Raw genomic sequence first — 26,222 nt, forward strand, 5'->3', positions numbered from 1 at the left:
TAGGAGTTGGGTGAAATTGTTCTAAATGTTAAAGTTGTTGAAGTTGTTAAAAATCGGGGTTGGACTTAATACAAGTCAAATTTCAATCAATACTTTGTTCTAAAAACCTAACACTTTCATCTCGCTCTAAATCCTTTAATGTAAAAACATTTCCATTTCATCTCTTTCAAATTCCGTTTTGCAATCCCCCATTTTTTAATCAATTTAGGCACATGGAAAATATGACGATCCACGAATTGGGATATATTTTGGATAAGGAGATTTACATCCTTCCGGAAGAGAAAAACCAACTTTTAACCGCGGTGATCACTAAGAATTCGGAAGAAAATACAATTTCCGATGAAGAAGAATATGTGGAAGAGCCCGTGCAGTTGACTTACGAAGGTGGATTCGAAAAAGGGATCTTGGTCATCTATGAAGGAAGATCACTGGAAAGCAGTCTTTCAGAATATTTGTTCAAGATTTTGGGTGCGGTATCCTGTTCTCTGAAAGACATTGCTTTGGCAAATTCTGAAAACACAGAATTGACCACCATGTCCTCCATCACCGCCCTGAATCCCAATAAGATCATCGTATTTGGAAAAGTGAGACATGAAATCATGATGTCCGTCAAAAAAACCTATGAAGTACACCAAGAGGATGAAATCGAATACCTCTTTGCAGATGACCTAAAGCAGATCTCTGGAAGCCTCGACCTCCGGAAAGCACTTTGGAAAGAGCTACAGGTCCTGTTCAACATTACAAAAAAATAGAAATGAAAACTATAGAAGAAAAAACCAAGTGGTTGAAGCGGTTTAGGTTGATCAGTATCTTAGAAGGCTTATCTTTTCTGATTTTGCTGTTTATCGCCATGCCTTTAAAGTATATGATGGACTTGCCTTTGGCCGTCACCTATGTAGGTTGGGCACACGGCTTGCTATTTGTCGTGTACATCTATGCTGTATTTCCGACGGCACATAAACTGGAGTGGCAATTTGGCAAAACATTTTTTGCTTTGGTTGTATCCATTCTGCCTTTTGGACCATTCATATTTGACAAAAACCTGACCAAGGAAGAAAAAGAAATGGCCAAATCTTGACATCCGAATTATGGCCCTGATCAGCAAAAAGAAAATCATCTATCTCATTTCCCCCAAATTGAGGGTTTTCCTTCATACCTACGGTCGTGAAATAGATTTTCCAATCCAATACAATGACCTTTTGAGGTATAGCACTTCCATAGCGCTTTATGATTCCAAAGGAAAAGACACATTGTGGGAAACAGTATTTTTTGCAGAATCAGACAGGGCCGAGATCCATCACAATGTCAAGAAAATATATTCCATCCTCAAGGCCCAAGGTGACATGTCGGTTATGGAGCACCTGTATGTGGATAGGATAGACCTTTGCGTGTATGGCAATACAAAGCCTTTTAGGGTAAGGATCGTCAACAGGATCAATGATAACTTCGATTATTTTTATGTAAAAAATGCAGATGCATCACGGGTCTATGGATTGGAGTTAGAACACCTCCTCTCCCCTAACCGCATCAATTATCTGGTACATAAAAATACGCTGATAGAAGAACACATTGCCGGCATTCCCGGCGAGCAATTCATGAAACAGTATATCACTGAGGATGTACAGAATCCTATCCGTTTGGCAAAGGAATTTGTGAAATTCAATGAAAGGTGTTTTGTAAGGTTGTTGGGGGACATGCATTCCTCCAACTTTGTGGTAGATATCACCCCTGATTTTGAGGAAACACATTACAGGATCCGGGCAATTGACTTTGACCAACAATCCTTTGAAGGCAAAAAATCCATCTATTTGCCCCAATATTTCAAACAAAACAATAGCCTCATCCAAATGGGGATTAAACATATCACGCCGGAATCAATGGCCCAATACCAACGGGAGGAGCGATCCTTAATCGCTAACAGGCTAAAAAGCTCTCAAAAAGAAATGGAGGATTTGTTGGAAACCATGGAGTCAGACACCATTTCGACTCCTGAAAATACTGAATCCCTGAAACAGGAACTGGCAAAACACTACAAAAATCCAAGATTTTTGGAATGTAAAAACATGGGAAACATCCTCCGCCTTAGCTTGGATCAGGTGATGAAAAAATAATTCGAGCTCCGGATACTTCGTACTTGGTACTTAATACTTGATACTTATGACTTGATACTTTTCACCTCTTACCTACCACCTTTTACCTACCACCTCTCACCCATCTGCTCTCACCCATCTCCTCTCAATAAAACCTAACCGCACACTCCGGGTTCAGCTTTTTGAAAGCATCCACCGCCCTTTGGTTGAGTCGGGTATTGAAGCAATTCAATTCCTTAAGATTAATCCCTTGAACAGGCTTTAAAGATTTGACATTGGTACCACCGATATCCAATTTATCCAGGTTGGTAAGTGTCTCTAATCCCCTCAACACCGTGATGTTTGTGCCCGTAAGCACTAAGGTTTTCAAACCTGTCAATTGGCCCAATGGCCTCAGGTCCTCAATAGCGGTATAAGATAAATCAAGCGATGTCAGGTTTGTCAAAACAGGAAGAACCAATAAATCGGCAACAGGAGCATGAGAGATTTTCAAATCTTCCAATAATTTGAGTTCACTCAGACCTGAGATATCCGTCATCGGTGCGTGGGAGATGGATAAAGTTCTCAGATTGACAAACACCGAAAGTGCCTGCAAACTCGAAATATCAAAATTCTCTACGACCAATTCAGGCTTTGCTGTCCAGTTATGCAAAGTTTCGGGAGCAGGATCTGAACTATCTTTTCCGTAAGCTTTTTTGAAGGCCGATTTCCACGCATCATCTATGGAATCCCACCATTCCTCCAATAAGGCGGACCTGTAGATAATATTGATTTCAGGGTTGGCAGCGAGAAAATCAGGGATTTCACCGGCATTAATTTCTGAATTGTCAAGGTTCAGATAGGTAAGTTTTGGCAGATCTTTCAACATCCCAAAACCTGTCACAGGGCTATCTCTGAAATCTATTTTGGTAAGATTTTCCAAGCCTACCAAAGGCTGAAGGTCTTTTACTTTGGTGTTTTTACCTGAAACCACTTCTAAGGTTTTCACTTCCGCCAATGGAATCAGGTCAGTAACCTCATTGTCATCAAAAGCCAAATAATTGATATTCTTAAATTTCAAAACAGGATTCAGCGTAGTGATGCCGGTTCCTGACACATTCAAAGAATCATTTCCCAATGTAGTGATCAGGTCTTCTATCGTTGGGGAAGGAATACCAAGGCTAGGATTGATAGCAATCAAAGCCCCTTTCCATTCCATCGACAACCCGGACCACCACGACTGTAGGGTTTCCACATGGTGTATCAGAAGTACATTCCTGTTGCTTCTTGCAAACTCTTCTGCACTTTCTACTGAGATTTCAGTAAGATCTGCATAAAGCAATTTCAGATTGGGACGATTATCCAAAGGAGCAATGTTCGAAACGGCCGTGCTGTTGATGTTGACCATCCTGAGTGCAGGAATACCTGCCAAAGGAGTCAAATCCATAATATTGGTTTGACTTAAATTGACCTCCTCCAAGCCTGAAAGTCCAGCCATAAGGTCAAGATTGGAGAGATTGTTCCCACTTACATTGAGGTACTTCAGGTTTTTAAGTTCCTGAATATCCTCCATACTGGAGAAACTGCTGTTGTTCAATTCCAGTCTGGAAAGAGCCTGCATCGAATTTAAAACACTGTAGGAAATCACAGGCGTATTGATAGCCTTCAAGGTATGAAGGTTCTTCAGGTTACCGAGTTCACTGATATCTTCGATAAGCGTATTGGAAATGTCAAGAAATTCCAGTTTGTCAGAGTATTTGATAAACTGAATGTCCTTGGTAGGTGTATTGGAAATATTAAGGTGACTGAGGAAAGTGACATTGCTGATCGGATTCAGCTCTTCCACCTTGGTATTGCTGATATCTATATACTTTAGGTCCCTGAGTGCCTCTATGGGAGAAAGCTCTGTGAGGTATTCATTGCCTGAAAAATCAATAGAGTCAATCGCACTAATTTTATAAAGCTGGTCAACTGTGATGGAATCCTCCTCCGTGATGCCGATTTTACTTCGGAAATAGGACTCCCAAGTGTAGGATAAAGTACCCCACCATTCTTTCAGTTCCTCATCCCGGCTCAATTTGGTGGTGTAGACGCTCGCGATCTTCAATTCATTGGACTTCTTGTCTACATTGACTTCTATAAATCTCGGTTTGGTATTGGTGATTTTTTCTTTGTTGAGTCCTGTAGCAGCCAAGGTCCTGTCCATGGAAACCAAAAATGACAACTCCCCATTTTCTCTCAAAAACGGTTTGGTCTCACGAATCTTAAATTTGAAACTGGCTTCCTTGAAAAAAAACTCAATGTCTTTAAGGTAGGCGGTGACGTCTTTATTGGTAATCACCTTTCTGTCGAGCAAGAGGTCATCCTCTACCTGGACTTTGCCGTCCCTGAATATCTTTTTGTAACTCTCCCGGATGATCACATCCTTGTCTCGGGCAGGAGTATCCTTGCTTCCAAGTGTATTTAAAAAAAACTCTAAAAACTGTACCTGATCTTCTACCTTTTGGGTAAGTTCTTTCAAATCTGCTTTAGAATAACCTCCCAAATCCTGCGAAAATCCCGAATATTGGATTCCCAAAAAAAGGAGAAGAAAAAGAATAAGTTGTCTATTTCTGGTCATATATAAAGTCTAATATATTTTCTTTGTCTCCTGGTTTTAGTTTTACCAAATCTCCGATCAGCCATCCTGTATTGAATCCGGGCCTGTTGAACTGGTCCAATTCGAAATACCAATTGTCTATCTGGAAGAAATGAAACTTAACATCAGAAATTGTTTCAAATTTGATGCTACCTTTTTTTAATTCATATAAAAACAAGGTAAGGTAATCGGGAACGTACTCCTTTGGTGTGTATGATTCGGGAGTATTGGAGTTTTCAAATGCTTTGCGAAGGTTCATAAACCCAAGTTCATGGCTTAGCGGATGGATAAAACTTTTGTCTGTGCCGCTTGGCTTCTTGAAAATATCTTTGAATGGCTGGAAGACTACTTTGTCTATGACCCACTCATAGCCCAAACCTTCGGGCTGGATTTTTAAAAACAGGGTCACATTTTCACTTCTGCCCTTGTACTGGAAAACTGCCAATACTTCCGCAAACCACTCTCCTTCATGAAAACTCAAAAATTGTGGCTGTGATTCTGAAAGTACCTCTCTCATAAACTCGGTTTTCATCTGGCTTGAAATCCCCGAGGTTTCATTATCAAAAAGGATACTAATAAATTTTCCTCTTAGTTCTCTGTCTCTAAAGAGCGCATCGCCTGAATAGTATCTTTGGCTGCCATCCTGGCTTTCTTCGGCATTGAATCTTCTAAAAAATTGATTGACCTGCTTGGTCGAAGCGGCAAATCTGCCATCGTCCTTGGGGGAACCGGGGCTGAACAAGCCCTGCCCCGGTGCCATTCCAAAGGAAGTAATCAATAATGTTATTACAATAATTATTTTTCTCATGCAGCGGTTTCAGTCACGCGGATATCTCCAAGCATCACATCCCAAAATTCGATGGTCCTACCTGCGATCTGTGTTTGCTTTTTCTCCACATAGATCGTGATATCTTTTTTGGTCGTGTCTCTATAGTTCAGGCCTGATTCGATAGAAGTACCTTCAAATCTCTGGTAAACAGTGATAACACCTACATAACGTCCATCAGGCTGTCTTTCAAGATCACTGATATAGTGAATATCATACCAGGTGATATTGACACGGTCGTAGTTCAATGCCATCAATCTTTCGAAATAATTTCTGACTTTGTAATAAGCGATCTCTTTGCGGTTCAAAGAAGATACACCCATCTCGGCATCAGGAGCGAATAGCTCTTCTGCCCTGTCCATAACGCGGTTGGCCTCTGAGAATTGTGTTTCCTTGCTGCCGATGATGCTGATATATTTACTAAGGTCCTTTACTTTTTCCAAAGCCAGGGAATCTATTGCCTGCTTTCTTGCAGGGCTGATGTTGTCTGTTTGAGCCAACGTAACGGTCGCTGAAGCAAAAAAGAGCATCAGGAAAAGAGGGATATATTTTTTCATTATTGAATGATTTTTCGGTGAATATTATTTTTTACGACGCAATTCCAATTCAGAAACTTTCCCGTTACCATCAAGTCTGATATCAGAAATGAAGTTCAGGTTTTTCTTGGTGTCCTTCAGATAGTTAAGGTATTTTTCTATCGTGGTAGGCTCGTCATAATCTTTGATACCGTTTGCCTCATGGATCACAATCAATACCGGAGTGGAAGGATTGGAAAACATTCCTTTTGCATCTTGGATAGTTCTGTTGGCTGCATCTAGGTTGGAAGAACCTGCAATACTGTTGAAATAATTTTCAAGCTTGCCGACGGCAACTTCTTCTGCTGAAGGACCTGCAGGTGGCGGTGGCGGAGGCGTTGGCTTCACTTCTTCAACCGCAGCCGGTTCAGGCGCAGCTACTACTTTCTTTTTTCCTTTGCAAGCTCCAAGGGCAAGCAAACCAAACAAGGCAATGGTAAGTACCCTGCTTAGCGTTGATTTGGCGGTTCTTTTTTTCATGTTTAGTTAATTGATTAGTTTAATAAATTTAAATGATTTGGGAAATTAGCATTGATTTTTCAAACAATCTTGAAAGCAGATTTTTTGATTTTATACGATCAATTTTGTAGTCTTCTTGCAAAAAACGACATTTTTTAACCGCGTACAAATCTAATTGAAAATTCCTTTTTTTATCAAGATAGATAGTATAGTCGGCAAAAAATCTTAAATAATCCGACAGACCCTCATTTACTGTTACTATCCTACGGGTTAAATACCTGTTTTACTCAAATATTTCTTTCAGTTTGTTTTCCAAGCTAGCCCCACGGAGGTCTTTTCCGATGATCTTGCCTTCAGGATCGAGAAGGTATGTTGCGGGGATGGCATTGATCTGATAAGTCGCAGCCGCTTCTGAATTGAAATATTTCAAATCTGAGACATGGGTCCATGTCAGGTTATCATCGGCGATGGCTTTGACCCAAGCTTCCTTGGTCCTGTCCAACGACACCCCGAAAACTTCAAATCCCTTTTCTTTGTATTGGTTGTAAAGGCGGACCACATTTGGGTTTTCCTCCCTGCATGGCCTGCACCAAGCTGCCCAAAAATCTATCAAGACATACTTTCCTTTCAGATCTGAAAGTTTGATCAGCTCTCCATTGGGATTGGGAAGTGAGATCTCCGGAGCAACTTGTCCTATAGACAGCGCCCGCATATCATCAAGCTGATGCAAAAGAGAGGTTATCATCTTGGTGTTGGGGTATTTTTCATCCAAACCTTTAACCAATTCATCGATAAACTGAAAATCATTTTTGATGTTCAGCATGGCTATTCCGGCCATAGAAGCAAAGCTATCTTTCATTCCTTCCAGGACAAGCTTCACTTTTTGGCTTTGGGTATCCTCGAGATTCATGGCTGTCGTCTGAATTGACTTGATGGCTTCCTGATCTCTTTTGCTCATGGCTTCAAAGTAAGCCGTATTCAAATCATTGACGGTTTTTTGATAATCAGTGAGAAGCGCTTCTATTTTTTGGAGGTTTTGAGAATCTTCCGCTCCTTCTACCTTCAGGCTTGCTTCATCATTGAAATCATAAGATACCTGGACATCCTCAGCGTAAAGCGCGAGCTTGACAATCTTTTGATTCATCAGGTGCAATTCAAAAAATCCCGGACCTTCAAGACTGAGGTCATACTCAAATTCTCCCCCCGAACCCATTGGGATTTCACTAATGATCTCGGTGCTTTGGTCTACAAATTTATATATCTCTATTTTTCCTTCAGGAGCGTTTTTTACTTCCCCTGATACTTTTACCGTTCCATCAAATTCCTGCTTCCCGATTTTCTCACAGGATACCATGACAAGCACTGCCATAAGAAAAAAGAAATTTATAAATAGCTTCTTCATATTAATTTTCAAGTATTTCTGTCAATAATTTTGTGGCAACTTTTGGATCCGCTTTGCCTTGGGATTTTTTCATCACCTGACCCATAAACATAGCCATCAAGCCTTTTTTCCCGGATCTGTATTCCTCCACCTTGGCTGCATTCTCTGACAAAACTGTCTCTATGATCGGCATCAAGGAGCCTTCATCACTTTCTTGGATGAGGTTTAGATCCTGCGCGATTTCAATAGGACGTTTGGTTTTGTTGAGCAACATCTCGGGATATACTTTCTGGGAGGCAACTGAGAAATTAATCTTTCCTTCGTCAATGATACCAATGAGTTCAGCAAGACTTTTGGCTGAAATCGGGAAATCGGAAATATGAAGGGTAAGCTCATTCAGGTAGGATTTTACAGGACCCATCACCCAATTGGCGGCTCCTTTATAATTTTTGGTATAAAGGCAAACCTCCTCGTAATAGAGTGCTATTTCTTTGCTGTCAGTCAATACTCCCGCATCGTATTCCGAAAGACCGTATTGGTTGATAAACTTATGGTGCAATTCACGGGGGAGTGCCGGCATGGAAGCCTTGACACTTTCAAGCCATTCTTCTGATACGATGACAGGACTAAGGTCAGGCTCCGGGAAATACCTGTAATCATTCAGGTCCTCCTTGGTCCGCATACTGGCAGTCAGGCCTGTTGCCGCATCGAAAGTCCTTGTCTCTGAAATGATTTCAATATTGGCCTCAGCCATTTCCACCTGACGCTCAAACTCGTGCTCAATCGCCCGCACGACATTTCGGAAAGAGTTCATGTTTTTGACCTCCACCTTTTTGCCATATTCAGTGGAGCCTTTTAGCATTACAGATACGTTGGCATCGCATCGCAGGGATCCTTCTTCCATATTGCCATCGCATATATCGAGGTACCTGACGAGCTTTTTGATCTCTACCAGATAGGCATAAGCCTCATCCGAGGAGCGCATATCCGGCTCTGATACGATTTCAATCAACGGAACTCCGGCCCTGTTGAAATCCACCAAAGTGTCGACTTCACCTGCAAGGTGCATGGACTTTCCGGCATCTTCCTCCATGTGGATTCTCGTAAGAGCAACTGTTTTTTTGCTGCCATCAGGCATAGTGATGGGAACAATTCCTCCAACACAGATGGGGTTTTTATCTTGTGTGATCTGATATCCTTTTGGAAGGTCAGGGTAGAAATAATTTTTCCTTGCAAAAATATTATGCCTCGTGATTTCGCAATCACAGGCCAAACCCATCTTGATGGCAAATTCCACAGCCTTTCTGTTCACCTTGGGAAGGGTTCCCGGATGACCAAGGGTAATGACTGAAATATGTGTATTGGGTAGATTTCCATATTCTGTGGAATCAGAAGTGTACATCTTACTCTGTGTCAGCAACTGGGCATGTACTTCCAGTCCAATGACCAATTCATATTTGTTTTTTACTTCTGCAGAAAGCATCTTTTCTTTTTTATTCTGTATTACAATCGCCCTAAAATTGGATTCAAAATAGCCTAAAACCAAATTTGGAGCCTCATATTCTATTATATCTTACCCAGAAGCAACTTGGCTTTGACCAAAACCGACGGCAATCCTGCAAGATTTTTACCTCCTGCAGTAGCAAAGAAAGGTTGTCCCCCTCCTCCTCCATCGATTTCTTTTGCCAGTTCCCTCACCAATAATCCTGCATTGAGTGACTTTTCAGTGATGAGATTGTCAGAGATCAAAACAGCTACCTGTGGTTTGCCGTCGATATCAGCTGCTAAAATTGCGATGACATTGTCAACCTCATTTTTAAGCTCAAAAGCCAGTTTCTTCAATGCATCTGCCGAAGGCATGGATATCTGTGCAATGATCTGATTCGTTCCTCCTACCTGCTCAATTGCTCTGATCAAATCTCCCTTGAGTGCTCCCGCCTGTTGGGTATGAAGTGCTTCCAGTTCTTTTCTCAAGTCATTGCGTTCTTGAATAAGTGCTTCAATTGACTTTTTGACATCCCGGGGATTCTTCAGCAATTCCTGAATTTCCTTCACCAATTGGAACTGATCGTTGACATAAGCCTCAGCAGCCTCAGCAGTAATCGCTTCTATCCTTCTGACACCGGCTGAAATGGACCCTTCTGAAATGATTTTGAACAAACCGATAACACCTGTGGATGATACGTGTGTACCGCCGCAGAGTTCCACAGAAAAATTCCTGTCAAAGGTAATTACCCTTACAAATTCTCCGTATTTCTCACCAAACAAAGCTGTTGCCCCTTGGTTTTTTGCTTCTGCAATAGGCACATTTCTCTGCTCGTTGAGCGCAATATTTTCCCTGATTTTTGTATTCACAATGCTTTCCACTTGGGAGATTTCTTCCTCGGTGAGCTTCGCAAAATGGGAAAAGTCGAAACGGAGGATTTCCTCATTGACCAATGATCCTTTTTGCTGCACATGGTCTCCCAAGACCTGCTTGAGAGCTGCATGGAGCAAGTGGGTCGCCGTATGGTTGTTCATGCTCAGCTTCCGCTTTTCTCCATTTACTCTGGAAGAGAAAACCGACTCAGGTTTGGCAGGAAGCCTGTCCACAAAATGGACGATCAGGTCATTTTCTTTTTTGGTATCAAGGACTTGAATGCTTTCGATGTCAGAATGCAAGACACCCTGATCTCCTACCTGTCCACCGCTTTCGGCATAGAACGGCGTCCTGTCCAACACCAATTGGAACCTGTCGCCTTTTTTATCTGTGATCTGCCTGTATTTGACAATCCTGCTTTGGGATTCCAGATAATCATAACCTATAAACTCCACCCCTTCATCTTCTCCAACCATAACCCAATCGCCGGTTTCCTGCTCTGCAGCAGCCCTAGACCTGGTTTTTTGCTTTTCCATCTCGACAGCAAAACCTTTCTCATCTACCGAGAGACCATTTTCCCGAGCAATCAAAGAAGTCAGGTCAAGCGGAAATCCAAAAGTATCATACAATTCAAAAGCGACTTTTCCGTCAATGGTTTTTTGACCTGAGGCCGCCATTTCTTCTTTGATCTGATCCAGTTTCTTCAATCCATTGTCCAAAGTCCTGAGGAAAGAGTTTTCCTCTTCCATGATCACCTTGGCTATAAAATCCTGCTGTGCGGCTACTTCAGGGAAAATATCCCCAAAAGTCTCTGCTAGCAAAGGAAGCAATTCATATAAAAACGGTTTCTGAAAACCAAGGAAAGTATACCCATACCTTACCGCCCTTCTCAAAATCCTCCGGATGACATATCCTGCCTTGTTATTCGATGGCAACTGACCATCTGCAATGGTAAACGATATGGCCCGGATATGGTCCACAATCACCCGCATGGCGATGTCTATCTTTTCATCCTTCCCATATTCCTTTCCGGATTTGGCAGCTACCGCCTGAATAAAAGGAGTAAAGACGTCCGTATCGTAATTGGAAGATTTATTCTGAATCGCTCTGACAAGTCTTTCAAAACCCATTCCTGTATCCACATGCTTGGCAGGGAGTTCTTTCAGACTTCCGTCCGAAACCCTGTTGAACTGCATGAAAACCAAGTTCCAGATTTCAATCACCTGAGGATGGTCATTGTTGACAAGGTCGTAACCGTTTACTATTTGTCTTTCTTCTTCGGACCTGAGGTCAACATGGATTTCAGAACATGGACCACAGGGACCTGTATCCCCCATTTCCCAAAAATTATCTTTCTTGCTGCCAAAAATGATCCTACTCTCAGGAAGGATTCCGCTCCAGATTTGGAAGGCCTCCATGTCCCTTTCGAGTTTGTCTCCGGCATCTCCTCCAAAAACAGAAACATACAGCCTGTCTTTTGGCAATTGATACACTTCCGTCAACAATTCCCAGGCCCATTCGATCGCTTCTTTTTTGAAATAGTCACCAAATGACCAGTTGCCCAGCATCTCAAACATGGTATGGTGGTAGGTGTCCACTCCCACTTCTTCGAGGTCATTGTGCTTACCCGAAACCCGCAGACATTTTTGGCTGTTGGCCACCCTCAAAAATTTGGGATCTTCATTTCCCAAAAAATAATCCTTGAACTGATTCATACCGGCATTGGTAAACATCAGCGTGGGATCGTTTTTGACCACTATCGGCGAGGAAGGGACATACTGGTGTTTTTTGGACTCAAAAAATTCAATAAATAAATTTCTGATTTCTTTGGCTTTCATCTAACCTATTGACTATTTTCGGATTATCTATTTTATTTCATACCTTTGTGGTCCCCCTACCGCAATCACCCATCATCCACAGGGGCACAAAATTAGAATATTTACCTCGCAATCCGTAATGAGTAGAATAAAATATTACTACGACCCCAAAACCTGTAAGTACGAGCGCTACAAGCGAAGCAATTGGGATTTTGCCCTCAATTCCCTAGGTTTCTTCTCTCTCGCCTCGGTTATTGCAGTCATCATGCTGCTTTCATTCAACTATTTTTTTGAAAGCCCAAAAGAACTGATGCTTAAGAAAGAAAATCAGGAACTTACCCTTTATTACCAGCTTTTGGAAGGGGAAGTCACCAAGCTCAACCACATGATGGGAGACCTGCAGCAGCGGGATGACAACCTTTACCGGATCATCTTTGAGACTGAACCTATCCCGGGGGAAATGCGGAATGCCGGGGTCGGAGGCTCTGACAGGTACAAAGAAATCAAAGAAAAGGGCCTGAAACAGGAAGACCTCGTCGTCTCACTTTCCCAGAAAGTGGATGCCCTAAAACGTCAAATGTACGTGCAGTCTGTCAGTTACGATGAAGTGACTGACATGGCACACAAAAAAGAAGAATATTGGGCCTCTGTCCCTGCCATCCAACCTATCTTGAATGAAAGCCTGAATATGCTCGCATCAGGGTATGGCATGCGCATCCATCCTATCCTGAAAGTGCGGAAAATGCACAAAGGCGTTGATTTTGCCGCACCAAAAGGAACGCCTATTTATGCAACAGGTGATGGTGTAGTGTTATCTGTCAAAACTGTTTTTGGGGGATATGGAAAACACATTGAAATAGATCATGGGTTCGGCTTTGTCACACGGTATGCCCATATGAACGAATTTAAAGTCAGAAGAGGTCAGAAAATCAAAAGAGGTGACCTGATCGGGACAGTCGGCAACACAGGTTCCTCCACCGCTCCACATGTTCATTATGAAATATTGAAAGACGGCAAATTCGTCAATCCTGTGAACTATTTCTTCAAAGACCTTACTCCGGAAGAATTTGATAAAATCCTAGAGTTGTCAGGTAGAGAAAACCAGTCCTTGAGTTAAGCTTAGGTGGTTAATAGATTCTTTGCCGGTAGACAAATTTACTTCTCCCAACGGGACAGAAGACGGATGTAAAGTGTAAATTGAGAATCCTGCCAAGATACATTGAATTACTATTTTACCTTCATCAAAGCGTGCATACCTACATCGAAAACAAAATCCCGGTCAGCATAACTGATCGGGATTTCTTTTTTGTTCCAACGGAAACATTATCAGCCCTGAAAGGACGCGATATCTCAGGGATGGGTTAAAGCCCATCCTATATAATTCAGGTTTTTCATAAAACCATGAAAAATTAAAATATTTGTGATCATCATAATTTAGAATTTACAGCCCTGAAAGGGCGTGACAACTTAGGGATGGGTGAAGCCCATCCATAGAAAAACGTACAATCCTGGGAAGCCCTGAAAGGGCGAAATAATAGCAATTTAAAAACTAAAACAAAACATGAGAACCAAGGGATGGGTGCAGCTGGTCTATAACAAAAGCTGCTCAAAACCAATTTAGGTTAATAATGCCTCAGCCCTGAAAGGGCGAAATAGCACAGCGATGGGTGCAGCCCATCGGTTTAAAAGTGAATAAATCGCCTCAAGCCCTGAAAGGGCGAAATAATAAAGAACCTAGAAAAATCCATCAATCCCAAACATACCTCTCATCGTATTCAACCTTGTATTTTTTCAAAAATGACCGGTATTCCCCTTGAAATGTTTTTTTTCGATGGTGGTCTTGTTGGTTGCTAATGTATTCCACCGCGACATTTACCTGACTTGGATTTACAGAAAATGCACCATATCCATCTTGCCAATAAAATTCCTTCAAGGTATCATCTTGTGACTTCATCCACTTCGAAGAACTAGATTTTAAATCTTCCAATAAGTGGACAATTGTTACTTTTTTGGAAAGCAAACAAAGGACATGTACATGGTCAATATAACCTCCGATGATTATGGGAGTACAATCGTGTTTTTTGCAAATTCCTCCCAAATAGCTGTACAATTGGGTTTCAAAAGGAGGTAGAATTAAAGGTTTTCGACCCTTTGTGCTAAAAATGATGTGGATGTAATTTTTCACAAGTGACTGTCCCATATCTCTATTTCGCCCTTTCGGGGCTATCGATTCTTTTGGTCAAATATGTTTAAATGGGCACACCCATCACTAGGATATTTTGCCCTTTCATGGCTATGACTTCAGATTTTGGCTTTTTTATGTCAAGTCTAAATTTAACCTAGTTGACATTGATTAGAAAGAAAAATGAAAAACTTAAACGTTTATTTTCATCATGGTATGTATAGGATGCATAGAGCCTACAGATTGATCGATTTTTTTCTATAACTCCAAAATTAATTAACGATAGTTTCATACTTCTATCCCGCCCTTTCAGGGCTTCTGATTCAATTGACAACCATGGTTTCGATGGGCTCCACCCATCGCTAAGTAATTTTGCCCTTTCAGGGCTGTTAACCCACACCTTTGGTTGTCTTTTCTATGAACCAGAAATATTTTTTAAAATATCAATCAAACCGAATTTGACTTAGGCAATACCATTTAAATCAGCCCTGAAAGGGCGAAATACCTCAGGAATGGGTGTAATAAAGAAAAAAATACTCTAAGCCATGAAAGGGCAAGATCACAGGGATTGGTGAAGCCCATCCATAGAAAAAGGTGGTTTTGGGTAAGCCCTGAAAGGGCGTGATAACTTAGGGATGGGTTAAAGCCCATCCTATATAATTCAGGTTTTTCCTAAAACCATGAAAAATTAAAATAATTGTGATCATCATAATTTAGGATTAACAGCCCTGAAGGGGCGTGATAACTTAGGGATGGGTGAAGCCCATCCATAGAAAAACGTACAATCCTGGGAAGCCCTGAAAGGGCGAAACAACATCTTTCCTCAATAAATAAAAGACAAAAAAATTACCTCTCAGCCCTGAAAGGGCGTGATATCTCAGGGATGGGTGAAGCCCATCCTAAGAAATACGAATAATTCAGGTAAGCCCTGAAAGGGCGAAATCACTTGAATCCAATTTCAATAGCGTGAACTATGTTCAATCTCCTTCAAAAAAACAACAATTATCAACATAACTGCTGTGCAAATTGAGCCAGGTAAACCCTCCATTTTCTCCAGGTATTTTTACAATCCAATTCCAATTCTAAATCCGGGGCTGACCTGCTTGAAAAATCCATTGAAATAAAGCTGAGGTGCAACAGAGATTCCCTTTCCAACTGCCCAATTGAGCCCCAATCTCATCGTGTTGGGTTTGAATACATCTCCGTTTCTATTGACAATGGTACCAAACTCCATACCCAACCAATTTGGATCATCCTTTTGGCTCGAAAAGTTCACTTTATATCCCAAATTGACAAAGGTGTTGATAACGGGGGAGTTATCCTCATTAAATGAAAACATCAGGTTTGTAGAAGCATAAAACTGGTTTTTCAAAATCCCTTTTTTATTAAATTGGAAAGCGAGCTCACCTGAAATATCTGTCAGAAAATTGCTTCTGTAGACATTTGCTCCAATACCAGCACTCAATCTTAACATATCCATATCCCCTGAAATCTTGTTTTGGATCAATTTGGATTTACCGATCTCGCCTTCATACTGATATTCCAAAAACCTCAAGTGCCTGTCTTTCTCCGGAAGTTCTGCTTTAATCTCTCCTATGACTTTATTAAAGTCCATCATCAACACCTTGTCCAATTCATTGAAACCAATGTTTACTTGATACCTGCTATTAGGATCTGTAATGATTGCCTGATTGCGAAAATTTTCCGCTATTCCATTCCCTTCTGAGATAGAAAAACTGGCAATTCTATTGCTCTCAAGAACCTCGATTTTGGTTTGGTAACCGTATTCAATAATGTAAGATGAGCTTGTAGGAACTTTGTCCTTGATCTCCTTTAACATGTTTTGGAAATCAACCAACATGATCTCGACTTGGTCTTCTCCGGTCAGCTTGTGGTAGTCTGATGACAGGATATACATGGCAAAGTGGTCTGATCCGTGGAAATGGATTGTATCTCGGGGCGCACCTTCATTTTGGCCAAACGCATTTCCAAAACAAAAAACGCCCAGCAATAAGAAGAATGATGTAATCGTAGGTTTCATATTTAAGTTGGTTTAGTTTTTAGAGTTTGATTTTTAAGGCAAGGGAATTGCCGGAATTGAAATTCTGGTTTTTGTTTCCAAACCTTAACCTGAGTTTCTTTTGGGATTTGGGATTTGACTCAACCGGATTTTCGGCTTCTATTTCTTGGGGAGAAATCAATTTTGCTGCTGATTCAGTGGTTTCCATTTCTGGAAATACACTCTCAGGTTCAGGGTTTTCTACCACCATTTGAGAATGGAGTGAAATTTCAGGTAGAGGTTCCACTGCTTTTTCCACCATCACTTGATTCAAATTTTTGCGATTTTCATCGGCAATGAGTTGTCCTTTTTTGACTTCATTGAATTGTTTACCCATGAATTCAGGAATCTTTTCTTCTTGAAGGTTTTCATCCTGAATGATACTTTCTATTGGCAAACTGGCCATTGCAGGCTGTTGATTTCCAATTTGCTGTAAGGCAAAAAGCTCTTCCTGTTTTGATTGTAATTTAAAAAACAGGAAAGTAGAGATAAGAAAAAAGGACACCGCTGCCGCCATTGCAAGTAAAAGTCCCCAATACAAACCGGATTTTTTCTTGGGCTTTTCGATGGCTTCCCAGATCCTGAGTTTGGCTTCCATTGCAAAATCGTCAGACTTCCTTTCAGAATCCTGCAAACTTCTTTTGATGATTTCATCAATTTCATTTAAGTGCATGGCTTGATTTTTTTAACTTGAGAATGATATAATTTCTTGCTTTGCTGAGTTGGGATTTGGACGTGTTTTCATTGATTTGCAGCATTTCAGCAATTTCTTTGTGGGAATATCCTTCGATGGCAAATAGATTGAAAACAGTCCTGTAACCTTTGGGCATCGATTCCACTACTAGCGATACCTCCTCTGCATCGAGCAAATCGCTGCTATCCGGAAAGCTGACATTCATAGTCAGCAGGTCTTCATCTTCTTGGAAAAGAAGTGCTTTTTTGCTTTTCAAAAACCTGATCGCTTCATTGATGACGATGGTGTTGATCCATTTTTGAAAACTCCCTTCTCCCCGATTTTCAAAATGACTTATATTTTTGAAAATCCTCGTGTAAGAAACCGACAGGACATCTTCAGTATCATGGTAGTTGGCTAGATACCTCATGGCTACACGGAAGCTCCGCTTATAATGCCTGTCAAATAGGCACCTCTGCGCTTGAGGGTCATTTCTGATGCATCCTGCAATGATTTCCGGTTCTTCCAAAGGATATGTGTGGTTTTCAAAAATGGGAACCTGAAAATTTACCCAGACGTTGCCTAGAGAAAAATTATTAAGTGTGAAAGAATGTTAATACTTAATTGGGATTGGCAAATTGAAAGTCAAAGCCAAGATCCAATTCCAATTTTCTCCAGATTATTGGAGTCCGATCCTCACTGAAATCAAAAGGAACTTTGTAATTTCCCTTTGAAATACTAGTTTTCCATTTATGCAATTGGATCTTCATTGGGTCAATATTTTAATACTTTTTGGAGCCATCCAAGGAATGGTTTTCGCCTGCATTTTGATCTTTCACAGGAAGCATCCAGGGCGGATATTTCTGGCTTTGGTCATGGTGGCTTTGGTTTACAATGCACTTGAGACTTTCAACTGGAGTGCTGGACTGGACAAGTACACCAGCTTCTTTGACTTCTTTCCTTTTGTGACTATTTTCCTCATCGGACCCGGGTTCTATTTCTATTTCAAATCTTTACTGCAACCTGGATTTGTCGCAAATAGAAAAGTAATCCTGCTTTTTTTCTCTCCATTTCTTTTCCAATTGACTTTTGCCGGTATCAATGCCCTGGGGTATTTTGCCTATTTCAGACTTGGTTGGAAGCAATTGGAGATTCCATTGACAGGAATGTTTAAGATTTTTGATGCCTACAGCGAAGTTTGGAGCCTACTGGTTTTTCTCTTTTTTACAGTCATTTCAGTGATTATGGTAAAGAGGAACAGCGTTGGTCAAAATTCAAACCCACGCCAAAATGAGAGTTTACTTTGGGTCAAAAGTATCTTGGTGTTCCAGATTATTTTGGCAATAGGATGGACGCTGACTTTGCTGTCGCCGATGTGGTACGATGAACAATATGGATCCCGCTACTATCCTATTGAACTTTTCTTGGTGCTTTTTTTATATTGGTCGGCCATGGCAGGCTATTGGAAAGTCAAATCCATCCAAACAGAAGTTTTACCCCAATTGAAAGAAACCAATCCTGAAGCTTTTGGATCATTAGAAATGCTCCACAATGCAATGGATAAGGAACAACTTTTTCTAAATCCCAACCTGAACCTCCAGATCGTGGCAGACCATTTGGGTATTCCTTCAAAAGATATTTCATATGCCCTCAACCAAGCCGGCAAGACCAATTTCAATGATTTTGTCAACAACAAAAGGGTGGAAGCTTTTTGCCATAGAATGTCCACTGAAACCAAACCAAACTTGACCATGTTTGGGATTGCCCAGGAATGCGGTTTCAATTCTCAGGCTACTTTTCAAAGGGCATTTAAAAAAGCCAAAAATAGGAGTCCAAAAGCTTATTTGGCAGGAATGACAGACCCCACGACTCAAGTAAAAGCTTGAAATTATTGCTCAAATCAGGATTTGAGAAGAAATGGGCTATTTTTTACAGACCTTAAAAAGACTGCTTTCCGTATTTTTGTAAATGTCTTTCGATACTATACCAATGACCCAACTAATGAATTTTCTCCTTCGGTGCAGCCTGATTGCTTTATTTTTTTCTCCCGTTTTCTCCTATTCTCAAAACCTGTCCGTCAGGGGCAAAATCATTGACAAGACCAGCAAAGAAGCCATTCCTTTTGTCAATGTGGGAAATAGCCAATCCAATACCAGTACCGTAGCAGACCTGAACGGAAATTTTTCTCTTTCCATTCCAAAAGGAACCCATGACATCCGTTTTTCATGCATGGGTTATAAGCCTGTATTGATCAATGTGACTCAGGGAAATTCAGCTTTGACCATAGAAATGGAACAAGACCTGATCACATTGCAGACTGTAGATGTCAAGCCATTGGATCCTCATTCATTGATGAGGGAAGCACTGCAACGCATTCCCGAAAATTATGGCATTGACACCACCTCCCTCAGTGGGTATTATAAAAATTACACTTTGTTGGGGGACAAAAACTTACGCTATACAGAAGCATTTATCGATATCTACAAACCTCCCTTTGTTTTCCACGACAACAAAAAAAACATAACAGGAGATTCCATCATCGTCAGAGAAGTCAGGACCAAGCCTTCAGAGATTGATGACTGGAAAATCATGATGCTGACGCCATGGGAAGTGGGTATCCACCTGCTGCAAGGCAGGGATGTGGCAAGAGATTTTACCTCTACGGTCATGTCTGAAGATTGGCTGAAGAGTTACCGTTTTGAATTGGAAGATCTGGTAAACTTTGAAGGAAGACCAACCTACAAAATCAAGCTCCACCCCAAAAATTTTAAGAAATACGGGATCTGGCAAGGATACATTTACCTTGACGAAGAGACAAAAGCTTTTGCAAAATGGGATATCTGGTCTGACGAAAAAGTATTCAGAAGGCTCACTTCCAATGCGGGCTATATCATGGTGACCAACTTGTACAAATTCCATTACAAGGAAGGTGAGTGGCGGGAAATGATCCAACACAAAATGCAAGATGGCAGATGGTATCTGGATGAAGTCAATTCGGAAAAAAACTTTATCGTCAATAGCAAAAAACGGGACATGGATATGCTTCCATTGGTACAAAAACTCCATTATAAAACCTCTGCTTTTACCAAAAATCCTGTCATGCCGGATTCAGGATTTCTTTCCCATGACCAAGGCAGAGCCTGGAAACTGTTTGAAGCCAATTACCGCCCTGAATTTTGGAGGGAGTTTGACAAGTCCAAAGGGATAGAAACAGATGACAGAAATTATGGGATGAAGAATAATTTTCCCGAATACAAGCCTTATCAATTTTCGAGATTGGATACCCTGAAAGGAACCCTGACTCCCTTGAGAACTTCTTTTGATGTGGGTTATTACCATTTGGATGTGGAAGTTTTTCCAGAATTGGAAGAGATCAAAGGAAGTAGCCTGATCAGATTCCAAGTATTGGAACCGACCGATAAAATCCAGATCGACCTATACTCAGGGATGAAGATTGACAGCATTTTGCACCGGTCCAAGCCATTGGATTTTGAAAGGGAATTCGATGCAGTATATGTTTCCTTTGGAGAGAAATTACAAAAAGGTGACATCGAAGAGATCAAGGCTTATTTTGGGGGAAGACCCTTGGATTTTGATCCTTTGACTCCCATGTTTGCCTCCTTCCTATGGTTTACAGATGACAATGGAAATCCTTGGATGCAGGCCATTTGCCAGGGGTATGGCGCCAGCGGTTGGTGGCCCAACAAAGATCACCTTTCTGATGAACCTGATTCGGTCTCCATCAGCATCACCAATCCTTCGGATTTGATAGCGGTATCCAATGGGAGAAGGGTAGAAAAATTGGAACTGGAAAATGGAAAAACAAGAACAACATGGCAGGTCTCCTAGCCGATCAACAACTACAACATCACCCTGAACATCGGGAAATATGGGCAGATCGCCAAGATTTTCCCCTCACAGGAAGGTGAATTGGATGTCGAATACCATGTGATGGATTATCATTTGGAAAATGTGCCTTCGAAGTTTGTAACTACTGAAAAAGCCCTGAATACCTTTGAGAAGTACTTTGGACCCTATCCTTTTCCCGGGGACGGGATCAAATTCTTAGAAACACCACATGCCATGGAACATCAGAGTGCGGTGGCTTTGGGTTTTGAATATTTCCAAAATGGCGAAAATGAAGATACAGGAACCAAACCCGACTTTGCGGCAGGCGAACTTCCTGACCAGATTCTTTTGCATGAGTTTGCCCACGAGTGGTGGGGCAACAGTGTGAGTTGCACAGACAACGCTGAACTTTGGATCCACGAGGCATTTGCCACTTATGCAGAGGCGTTATTTATCGAAGAGCAATATAGCTACGAAGAGGCCTTGGTTTACCTCAATGCCATGAAGCCAAGTGTTTCTAACAAGCAACCTGTCATCGGCCATTTCGGTGTCAATCACGTCCATTATAATATTTGGGATATGTATGTGAAGGGAGCCCTTTTCCTCAATACGCTAAGACATGTCATAGACAATGACAGCCTGTGGTTTGGAATAATTAAAGGAATCCCCCAAGATTTCAAATACCAAAGCATCAACACCCATCAGATTTTGGAATACTTCAACCAAAGAACAGGAACGAATTTTACACCTCTTTTTGACCAATACCTCAGGTTGACCGAGATACCCATCCTGGAAATCCAGATGAAAGAAAAACCATCCGGCAATATCCTTCAATACAGATGGAAAGCCAATACCGAGGATTTCGCTATGCCGATTACCTATCAGATTGCTTCAGGGGAAAAGAAATGGATAAGTCCAAACTCAGATTGGCAAAAACTGGAGTTGGGAAGTACCCAAGTCGAGGATTTAGATTTTCATACGGATAGGTTTTATTTCAAGATTGAAAAGGACTGATTTTCAGCCGTTTTGGCAGGAAAAAATGGTGGTATCTTTTTTGAAATGATGGTTAGCCTTGGAAAATATCTAAATTCGAATCAGATGAAACTAGTGACCAAATTCTTCAAACACGTTTGGAAATCCATCCGCAACCTTGCTTGGGCGTTGATTGTGGCTTTTATGTTGGGCGTCCATAATTTTTACACGGGTGAAATCAAATCCAAAGACGACATTGTATTTACTGTCGAGCAGGATGTGATTGAAGAAGATGCTGCTCCGAAGGATTAAAAAAAATTGCCTCACGCAGAGAAAAGTAGAAACAAATTAAAAATGATGAATTTAGAATGCTGAATAAACTCTGCGCCCTCTGGGGTAAATTAAGTAATCTACTCTTTGCGACCATTGCGATACCTTGTTTTCCATTGCGGTAAAAAAAATTGCCTCACGCAAAGCCACAGAGGAAAAGGAGAAAATTATGAATTTCGGCTACAACCGACCACGTAGTGGTCAAATATGGGTAGCCCCGAGTAAGGAACGCAACTCGGGGAAATAAGGGAATAAAACGATTCCGGTTTTTGGCCGAAACCATGCAAATTGAGAATTAAGGTTTTCGCCAAAAGCAGGGAAGCTCAAAATCCTTTGCGACCATGGCGACACCTTCATTTCCTTTACGGTAAAAGAAAAAATACCTCACGCAGACCAGCAGAGAAAAAAGAAAGAAAGAAATAAAAAATTATGAGTTTAGAATGCTGAATTAACTCTGCCCCCGTGAGCTCTAAGGTAAAACCAGGATACCCCCCTATGCGACCATGGCGATACCTTCTTCTCCTTGCGGAAAAAAAAATTAACTCAAGAAAAGCCACAGAGAAAAAGGAAGATGCTTTTGAAAAAACAACCATATAGGCCAGGTAACTAAGTTTCAATTATACCACGGTTTGTAACTTTCCAATTCCAATAAAGGTCACCAAAATTTTGGTTTTGATCTCCAATATTCAGATTTACTATCCTACTTTTTTTCTTTAAATGGAATCCCTCTCTTGTACTTCCTAAATTGGAACCCGCTTGACACTATCAGCATAATTGGGTTTATCCTGACCTGTGAAGGAACCCTAGCATCAAGATAATCTCCCTTAAATCACTCTCCAAAAAGTAAATAAAAGCCATATCTCCGGGATCTGATTCACCCTTAAACCTATATACCTTGGTGATTTTGAGCTTTTCAGAATTGTATAAATTTTCGGAACCATCAAAATAGGCTCGGGCAAAATTGATTTTCAATTCATTACCATATCCTTTACCGGGAAGCAGGTTTAATACCTGTGAAAAAGTCTTCATTGATTTTGAGATGCTTATTATTTCAGGATTTTGTGTAAAAACTCAAACAGCCATAGTACAAGTATTTGTCCAAAATTGATTTCATTACCAAGATCAACAAAGTGAAAGGTGGAAAAGCAAAAAAGAAAACCCGTGTCAATCGTTGACATGAGTTTTCTGTTTTCGTTTGATGAGCAAAAAAGCCATTCCCTGAGCGAGGTCGATGTGTGATCCCTCAAGGAGTCGAAGGGCGGTCCCTGAGCGAAGTCGAAGGGTGGTCCCTGAGTAAAGTCGAAGGCCGGCCCCTGAGCGAAGTCGAAGGGCTACCTTTCCCAAAAATTCGGAGGTGTAATTCCTAAAGCCCGCAAATAAACATAACCTTGTGCACGGTGATGGATTTCGTTGTCTATAAAATAAAGGATACTGCAATACACCTTGTCTTCATATTGGCCAAAAGCCACGACGGTATCCTGAAAGTGGTCCAAGGGGATTTTTGACCACCATTCATCCAATTCCCCGGTTGCTTTGTCCCATTCCTCAAGCAGTTTGGATTTGCTTCCATTCAATTCCATGTTTTCATCTAATGGTTCCCAAACATCTGTTGCCATGCCTTTGATACCCGGAACGGCGATACCCAAGAGTTCTTTGGCCAAATCAGAAAATGGCCTCATTCCACCTACACTGAATGAAAATAATTGATCCTCAGGAAATGCTTCGATAACTCTTCTGGTGAGTTGTCTGTGTCCCTGCCAATGAGCCAGAAGTTGATCCGAGGAAATGATAGGCAATTCTTTTTCTTTGATTTCCATAATGCTTTTTGTTATGATGTTTAACATTGTTTTAATACTTCAAAAAAACAGTAGCCCAGTGACAGCCCTATGTCAGTAGGGTCTGAAAAAAATTGGAATATTTTCGGGAAACATTTTTTCAGAAATAAAGTACCTTTAGGAACCATCTTTTTTTAAATAATGAACCGTCTTGACAGACTTACTGCTATCCTTACACAACTTCAATCCAAGCGTACCATCAAGGCACAGGAGATTGCAGACCGCTTTGGTATCAGTCTCAGGACTGTCTACCGGGATATAAGGGCATTGGAGGAAGCGGGCATTCCGGTTATTGGCGAGGCAGGAATGGGCTATTCTTTGTTGGAAGGTTACCGTCTTCCGCCGGTTATGTTTACAAAAGAAGAGGCCATGTCTTTTTTGGTGGCTGAAAAAATCTATGAAAAGGTAGCTGATACAAGCAGTGCCCAACATTTCAATTCCGCCATCACCAAAATCAAGTCGGTTCTCAGGAATTCTGAAAAAGATACCTTGGAAAGTATCTCACCTTTGATCGGTGTGTTCAGGAACAGGAATACACTTCACCAAAAAGGCAATATTCTCCAACTTATCCTCGACAGTTTGGGTAAAAATTTCCTGATCCATTTGGATTACACCACCTTCGAAAAAGAAGAAACTACCTCACGGATCGTGGAGCCCGTCGGGCTTTACCATGCTTTTGAACAGTGGTACCTCATTGCATGGTGCAGGTTGAGAGAAGATTACCGTACTTTCAGACTAGACAGAGTTATCAACCTCAAAATACTGAGTGAAAGATTCCAGGCCATCCACCCCTCCCTCAATGAGTATTTGGAAAAGGAAGCGAAAAACGAAAACCTCCTTAAAGTAGTATTGGAAATCCCCAAAACCGACGTAAAATACCTGAAAGTACAGCGGTATAATCACGGATTTATATTTGAAAAATACAAAGAAAGATCTGTGGAAATGACATTTATGACCTCTTCCCTCGAGGGCTTTGTAAGGTGGATTGTCATGTTGGCGGATTTCGTCAGGGTGATCGAACCCTTGGTAGTCAAAAATAGATTGGTGGAATTGTTGGGTCAGATGATCCAAAACAGCACTCACCCCCAAAATGAGGAATAAAAAATTTCTTTGGATAGAAGCCATCTCACTTTTTGAACAATACTTTTCGATTTTTGGAAATTCTTTTAGCCTGTTTAATAGGAGCAAACTTTGAAAAGAAATCCAAAACGTAACAATTATCACTCTTTTTAACAATCAATTAGAATACCTTTAACCAAAATAACCATAGATATCCATGAACTTCCATATCTCAAAAACCCTCCCAAAACAAGATTTTCTTGCTGTCAAGGAAAAAATCACAGAAGCCTTGAAATCTGAAGGCTTTGGAGTGCTGACAGAAATCGATGTACAGGCCACCATGAAAAAGAAACTGGACAAGGACTACAAGCCTTTCCTGATTTTGGGTGCCTGCAATCCCGTCTATGCGGACAAAGTCCTGACCATTGACCCCTATATGAGTGCCCTCCTGCCCTGCAATGTGACCCTGCGTGAATTGGAGTCGGGCGAAATAGAAGTATCTGCCGTTGACCCTGTGGCTGCCATGGGAGGAATGGGAAATGAGAAAATCGAACCCCTCGCCCGTGATGTGCAGCAAAAACTCGAAAAGGTTATCGAAAAGATAGTATAAAGACCTTCAAGTGGTTAAAGGTGGATGCAACTTTGTGGGAGCATACAGGCAAAAATAATCCTTGATCCCCCCATTGGAGATTTGAGGATTTAAACCTAACTTTTATAAAATTTACTAGCCATGTCAAAAGAAAAAACAGTAAAAAAGGAAGAGAAAAAGAAGCCTGGTAAAAACCTCAAAGAAAAAAGAGCTGAAAAGAAAGCCAAAAAAGACGGTAAGAAAAATGATTGATTTTCGAAAGAAGTCAATACAACAGGCCATAGAAAAGCCCTTGGAACCAGGTTCTAAGGGCTTTTTCTTTTAGCTGTTTCCACCTTGTTGCACGCAATTGGGTAAATCAAGCATTTTCTATTCAAGACTAAACGTTTTTGTTTCGGAGCGAGAAGGAATTATCCCGAAACTTCAGGAGACCGGCATAATCGCAAAAAAAAGAACTATTGCATCCTTTGTTTCTCCTATGTTTGAAATGATTCCATAAATTAACATAAAGTGGTGAGAGATGGGAGTGAATTCTTTTCTAAATAACCTT

At 41.1% G+C, this 26,222-nt stretch carries 23 protein-coding genes; 10 read left to right on the forward strand and 13 right to left on the reverse strand.

Annotated elements, in window-relative coordinates:
* Window positions 1-212: 212 nt before the first annotated feature.
* The 3 genes from MMU05_RS17150 to MMU05_RS17160 are packed head-to-tail and all read left to right on the forward strand — an operon-like array spanning window position 213 to window position 2,111.
* On the forward strand, window positions 213-752 hold the full coding sequence (locus MMU05_RS17150; RefSeq protein ID WP_241142906.1) for a hypothetical protein: 540 nt from the start codon (window positions 213-215) through the stop codon (window positions 750-752).
* A 2-nt stretch (window positions 753-754) separates the two neighbouring features.
* On the forward strand, window positions 755-1,078 hold the full coding sequence (locus MMU05_RS17155) for a DUF3817 domain-containing protein (protein ID WP_241142907.1): 324 nt from the start codon (window positions 755-757) through the stop codon (window positions 1,076-1,078).
* Between the two features lie 10 nt (window positions 1,079-1,088).
* A complete protein-coding gene (locus MMU05_RS17160) occupies window positions 1,089-2,111 on the forward strand; it encodes a hypothetical protein (RefSeq protein ID WP_241142908.1) in 1,023 nt (340 codons plus the stop codon).
* A gap of 124 nt (window positions 2,112-2,235) precedes the next feature.
* On the opposite strand, the gene MMU05_RS17165 is transcribed toward MMU05_RS17160, so the two are convergent.
* From MMU05_RS17165 to alaS, 7 genes are all read right to left on the reverse strand, one after another.
* A complete protein-coding gene (locus MMU05_RS17165) occupies window positions 2,236-4,689 on the reverse strand; it encodes a leucine-rich repeat domain-containing protein (RefSeq protein WP_241142909.1) in 2,454 nt (817 codons plus the stop codon).
* Window positions 4,676-5,515 (reverse strand): hypothetical protein, encoded by an 840-nt coding sequence (locus MMU05_RS17170; RefSeq protein ID WP_241142910.1) that lies wholly within the window; start codon window positions 5,513-5,515, stop codon window positions 4,676-4,678. Before MMU05_RS17170 ends, MMU05_RS17165 begins: the two co-directional genes overlap by 14 nt.
* Entirely contained in the window at window positions 5,512-6,090 is a 579-nt protein-coding gene (locus tag MMU05_RS17175; RefSeq protein WP_241142911.1) for a hypothetical protein, read from the reverse strand. Before MMU05_RS17175 ends, MMU05_RS17170 begins: the two co-directional genes overlap by 4 nt.
* A 24-nt stretch (window positions 6,091-6,114) precedes the next feature.
* Window positions 6,115-6,588, reverse strand: a complete 474-nt coding sequence (locus MMU05_RS17180) for a nucleoid-structuring protein H-NS (protein ID WP_241142912.1) — start codon at window positions 6,586-6,588, stop codon at window positions 6,115-6,117.
* Between the two features lie 262 nt (window positions 6,589-6,850).
* Window positions 6,851-7,969 (reverse strand): peroxiredoxin family protein, encoded by a 1,119-nt coding sequence (locus MMU05_RS17185; protein ID WP_241142913.1) that lies wholly within the window; start codon window positions 7,967-7,969, stop codon window positions 6,851-6,853.
* A 1-nt stretch (window position 7,970) separates the two neighbouring features.
* On the reverse strand, window positions 7,971-9,431 hold the full coding sequence (gatB, locus tag MMU05_RS17190) for an Asp-tRNA(Asn)/Glu-tRNA(Gln) amidotransferase subunit GatB (RefSeq protein ID WP_241142914.1): 1,461 nt from the start codon (window positions 9,429-9,431) through the stop codon (window positions 7,971-7,973).
* A gap of 83 nt (window positions 9,432-9,514) precedes the next feature.
* Window positions 9,515-12,145, reverse strand: a complete 2,631-nt coding sequence (gene alaS, locus MMU05_RS17195; RefSeq protein ID WP_241142915.1) for an alanine--tRNA ligase — start codon at window positions 12,143-12,145, stop codon at window positions 9,515-9,517.
* A gap of 118 nt (window positions 12,146-12,263) precedes the next feature.
* Between alaS and MMU05_RS17200 the strand changes: the two genes are divergently transcribed.
* Window positions 12,264-13,241 (forward strand): M23 family metallopeptidase, encoded by a 978-nt coding sequence (locus MMU05_RS17200; protein ID WP_241142916.1) that lies wholly within the window; start codon window positions 12,264-12,266, stop codon window positions 13,239-13,241.
* 630 nt (window positions 13,242-13,871) lie between these two features.
* On the opposite strand, the gene MMU05_RS17205 is transcribed toward MMU05_RS17200, so the two are convergent.
* The 4 genes from MMU05_RS17205 to MMU05_RS17220 form a co-directional block, all read right to left on the reverse strand.
* Window positions 13,872-14,324, reverse strand: a complete 453-nt coding sequence (locus tag MMU05_RS17205; protein WP_241142917.1) for a transposase — start codon at window positions 14,322-14,324, stop codon at window positions 13,872-13,874.
* 1,045 nt (window positions 14,325-15,369) lie between these two features.
* Window positions 15,370-16,347, reverse strand: a complete 978-nt coding sequence (locus MMU05_RS17210; protein ID WP_241142918.1) for a hypothetical protein — start codon at window positions 16,345-16,347, stop codon at window positions 15,370-15,372.
* A gap of 19 nt (window positions 16,348-16,366) precedes the next feature.
* A complete protein-coding gene (locus tag MMU05_RS17215) occupies window positions 16,367-17,038 on the reverse strand; it encodes a hypothetical protein (protein ID WP_241142919.1) in 672 nt (223 codons plus the stop codon).
* The gene (locus MMU05_RS17220; protein ID WP_241142920.1) at window positions 17,025-17,567 is read right to left on the reverse strand and encodes an RNA polymerase sigma factor; all 543 of its coding nucleotides are present in this window, start codon (window positions 17,565-17,567) and stop codon (window positions 17,025-17,027) included. Before MMU05_RS17220 ends, MMU05_RS17215 begins: the two co-directional genes overlap by 14 nt.
* 223 nt (window positions 17,568-17,790) lie before the next feature.
* Between MMU05_RS17220 and MMU05_RS17225 the strand changes: the two genes are divergently transcribed.
* The 4 genes from MMU05_RS17225 (at window position 17,791) to MMU05_RS17240 (ending at window position 22,171) form a co-directional block, all read left to right on the forward strand.
* Window positions 17,791-18,924 (forward strand): helix-turn-helix domain-containing protein, encoded by a 1,134-nt coding sequence (locus MMU05_RS17225; protein WP_241142921.1) that lies wholly within the window; start codon window positions 17,791-17,793, stop codon window positions 18,922-18,924.
* Between the two features lie 115 nt (window positions 18,925-19,039).
* A complete protein-coding gene (locus MMU05_RS17230; protein WP_241142922.1) occupies window positions 19,040-20,887 on the forward strand; it encodes a carboxypeptidase-like regulatory domain-containing protein in 1,848 nt (615 codons plus the stop codon).
* Between the two features lie 102 nt (window positions 20,888-20,989).
* The gene (locus MMU05_RS17235) at window positions 20,990-21,901 is read left to right on the forward strand and encodes a M1 family aminopeptidase (protein ID WP_241142923.1); all 912 of its coding nucleotides are present in this window, start codon (window positions 20,990-20,992) and stop codon (window positions 21,899-21,901) included.
* A gap of 84 nt (window positions 21,902-21,985) precedes the next feature.
* Window positions 21,986-22,171: a hypothetical protein gene (locus MMU05_RS17240; protein ID WP_241142924.1), complete on the forward strand. Its 186-nt coding sequence runs from the start codon at window positions 21,986-21,988 to the stop codon at window positions 22,169-22,171.
* Between the two features lie 798 nt (window positions 22,172-22,969).
* On the opposite strand, the gene MMU05_RS17245 is transcribed toward MMU05_RS17240, so the two are convergent.
* Window positions 22,970-23,218 carry a hypothetical protein gene (locus MMU05_RS17245; protein WP_241142925.1) on the reverse strand — a complete coding sequence of 83 codons (249 nt, stop codon included), beginning with the start codon at window positions 23,216-23,218 and terminating at the stop codon, window positions 22,970-22,972.
* Window positions 23,219-23,520: 302 nt separating this feature from the next.
* Entirely contained in the window at window positions 23,521-24,033 is a 513-nt protein-coding gene (locus tag MMU05_RS17250; protein ID WP_241142926.1) for a DinB family protein, read from the reverse strand.
* 132 nt (window positions 24,034-24,165) lie between these two features.
* On the opposite strand from MMU05_RS17250, the gene MMU05_RS17255 reads away from it, so the two are divergent.
* Window positions 24,166-25,125, forward strand: coding sequence for a helix-turn-helix transcriptional regulator (locus MMU05_RS17255; protein ID WP_241142927.1), 960 nt, complete (start codon window positions 24,166-24,168; stop codon window positions 25,123-25,125).
* 175 nt (window positions 25,126-25,300) lie between these two features.
* Window positions 25,301-25,693 (forward strand): DUF302 domain-containing protein, encoded by a 393-nt coding sequence (locus MMU05_RS17260; protein WP_241142928.1) that lies wholly within the window; start codon window positions 25,301-25,303, stop codon window positions 25,691-25,693.
* Window positions 25,694-26,222: the final 529 nt, after the last annotated feature.

The organism is Cognataquiflexum rubidum, assembly GCF_022538115.1.
Lineage (GTDB): Bacteria > Bacteroidota > Bacteroidia > Cytophagales > Cyclobacteriaceae > Cognataquiflexum > Cognataquiflexum rubidum.

Coding starts and splice junctions, on each gene's coding strand:
- MMU05_RS17150 (WP_241142906.1), top strand. CDS start 213: ATGGAAAATATGACGATCCACGAATTGGGATATATTTTGGATAAGGAG.
- MMU05_RS17155 (WP_241142907.1), top strand. CDS start 755: ATGAAAACTATAGAAGAAAAAACCAAGTGGTTGAAGCGGTTTAGGTTG.
- MMU05_RS17160 (WP_241142908.1), top strand. CDS start 1,089: ATGGCCCTGATCAGCAAAAAGAAAATCATCTATCTCATTTCCCCCAAA.
- MMU05_RS17165 (WP_241142909.1), bottom strand. CDS start 4,689: ATGACCAGAAATAGACAACTTATTCTTTTTCTTCTCCTTTTTTTGGGA.
- MMU05_RS17170 (WP_241142910.1), bottom strand. CDS start 5,515: ATGAGAAAAATAATTATTGTAATAACATTATTGATTACTTCCTTTGGA.
- MMU05_RS17175 (WP_241142911.1), bottom strand. CDS start 6,090: ATGAAAAAATATATCCCTCTTTTCCTGATGCTCTTTTTTGCTTCAGCG.
- MMU05_RS17180 (WP_241142912.1), bottom strand. CDS start 6,588: ATGAAAAAAAGAACCGCCAAATCAACGCTAAGCAGGGTACTTACCATT.
- MMU05_RS17185 (WP_241142913.1), bottom strand. CDS start 7,969: ATGAAGAAGCTATTTATAAATTTCTTTTTTCTTATGGCAGTGCTTGTC.
- gatB (WP_241142914.1), bottom strand. CDS start 9,431: ATGCTTTCTGCAGAAGTAAAAAACAAATATGAATTGGTCATTGGACTG.
- alaS (WP_241142915.1), bottom strand. CDS start 12,145: ATGAAAGCCAAAGAAATCAGAAATTTATTTATTGAATTTTTTGAGTCC.
- MMU05_RS17200 (WP_241142916.1), top strand. CDS start 12,264: ATGAGTAGAATAAAATATTACTACGACCCCAAAACCTGTAAGTACGAG.
- MMU05_RS17205 (WP_241142917.1), bottom strand. CDS start 14,324: ATGGGACAGTCACTTGTGAAAAATTACATCCACATCATTTTTAGCACA.
- MMU05_RS17210 (WP_241142918.1), bottom strand. CDS start 16,347: ATGAAACCTACGATTACATCATTCTTCTTATTGCTGGGCGTTTTTTGT.
- MMU05_RS17215 (WP_241142919.1), bottom strand. CDS start 17,038: ATGCACTTAAATGAAATTGATGAAATCATCAAAAGAAGTTTGCAGGAT.
- MMU05_RS17225 (WP_241142921.1), top strand. CDS start 17,791: ATGCAATTGGATCTTCATTGGGTCAATATTTTAATACTTTTTGGAGCC.
- MMU05_RS17230 (WP_241142922.1), top strand. CDS start 19,040: ATGAATTTTCTCCTTCGGTGCAGCCTGATTGCTTTATTTTTTTCTCCC.
- MMU05_RS17235 (WP_241142923.1), top strand. CDS start 20,990: ATGGATTATCATTTGGAAAATGTGCCTTCGAAGTTTGTAACTACTGAA.
- MMU05_RS17240 (WP_241142924.1), top strand. CDS start 21,986: ATGAAACTAGTGACCAAATTCTTCAAACACGTTTGGAAATCCATCCGC.
- MMU05_RS17245 (WP_241142925.1), bottom strand. CDS start 23,218: ATGAAGACTTTTTCACAGGTATTAAACCTGCTTCCCGGTAAAGGATAT.
- MMU05_RS17250 (WP_241142926.1), bottom strand. CDS start 24,033: ATGTTAAACATCATAACAAAAAGCATTATGGAAATCAAAGAAAAAGAA.
- MMU05_RS17255 (WP_241142927.1), top strand. CDS start 24,166: ATGAACCGTCTTGACAGACTTACTGCTATCCTTACACAACTTCAATCC.
- MMU05_RS17260 (WP_241142928.1), top strand. CDS start 25,301: ATGAACTTCCATATCTCAAAAACCCTCCCAAAACAAGATTTTCTTGCT.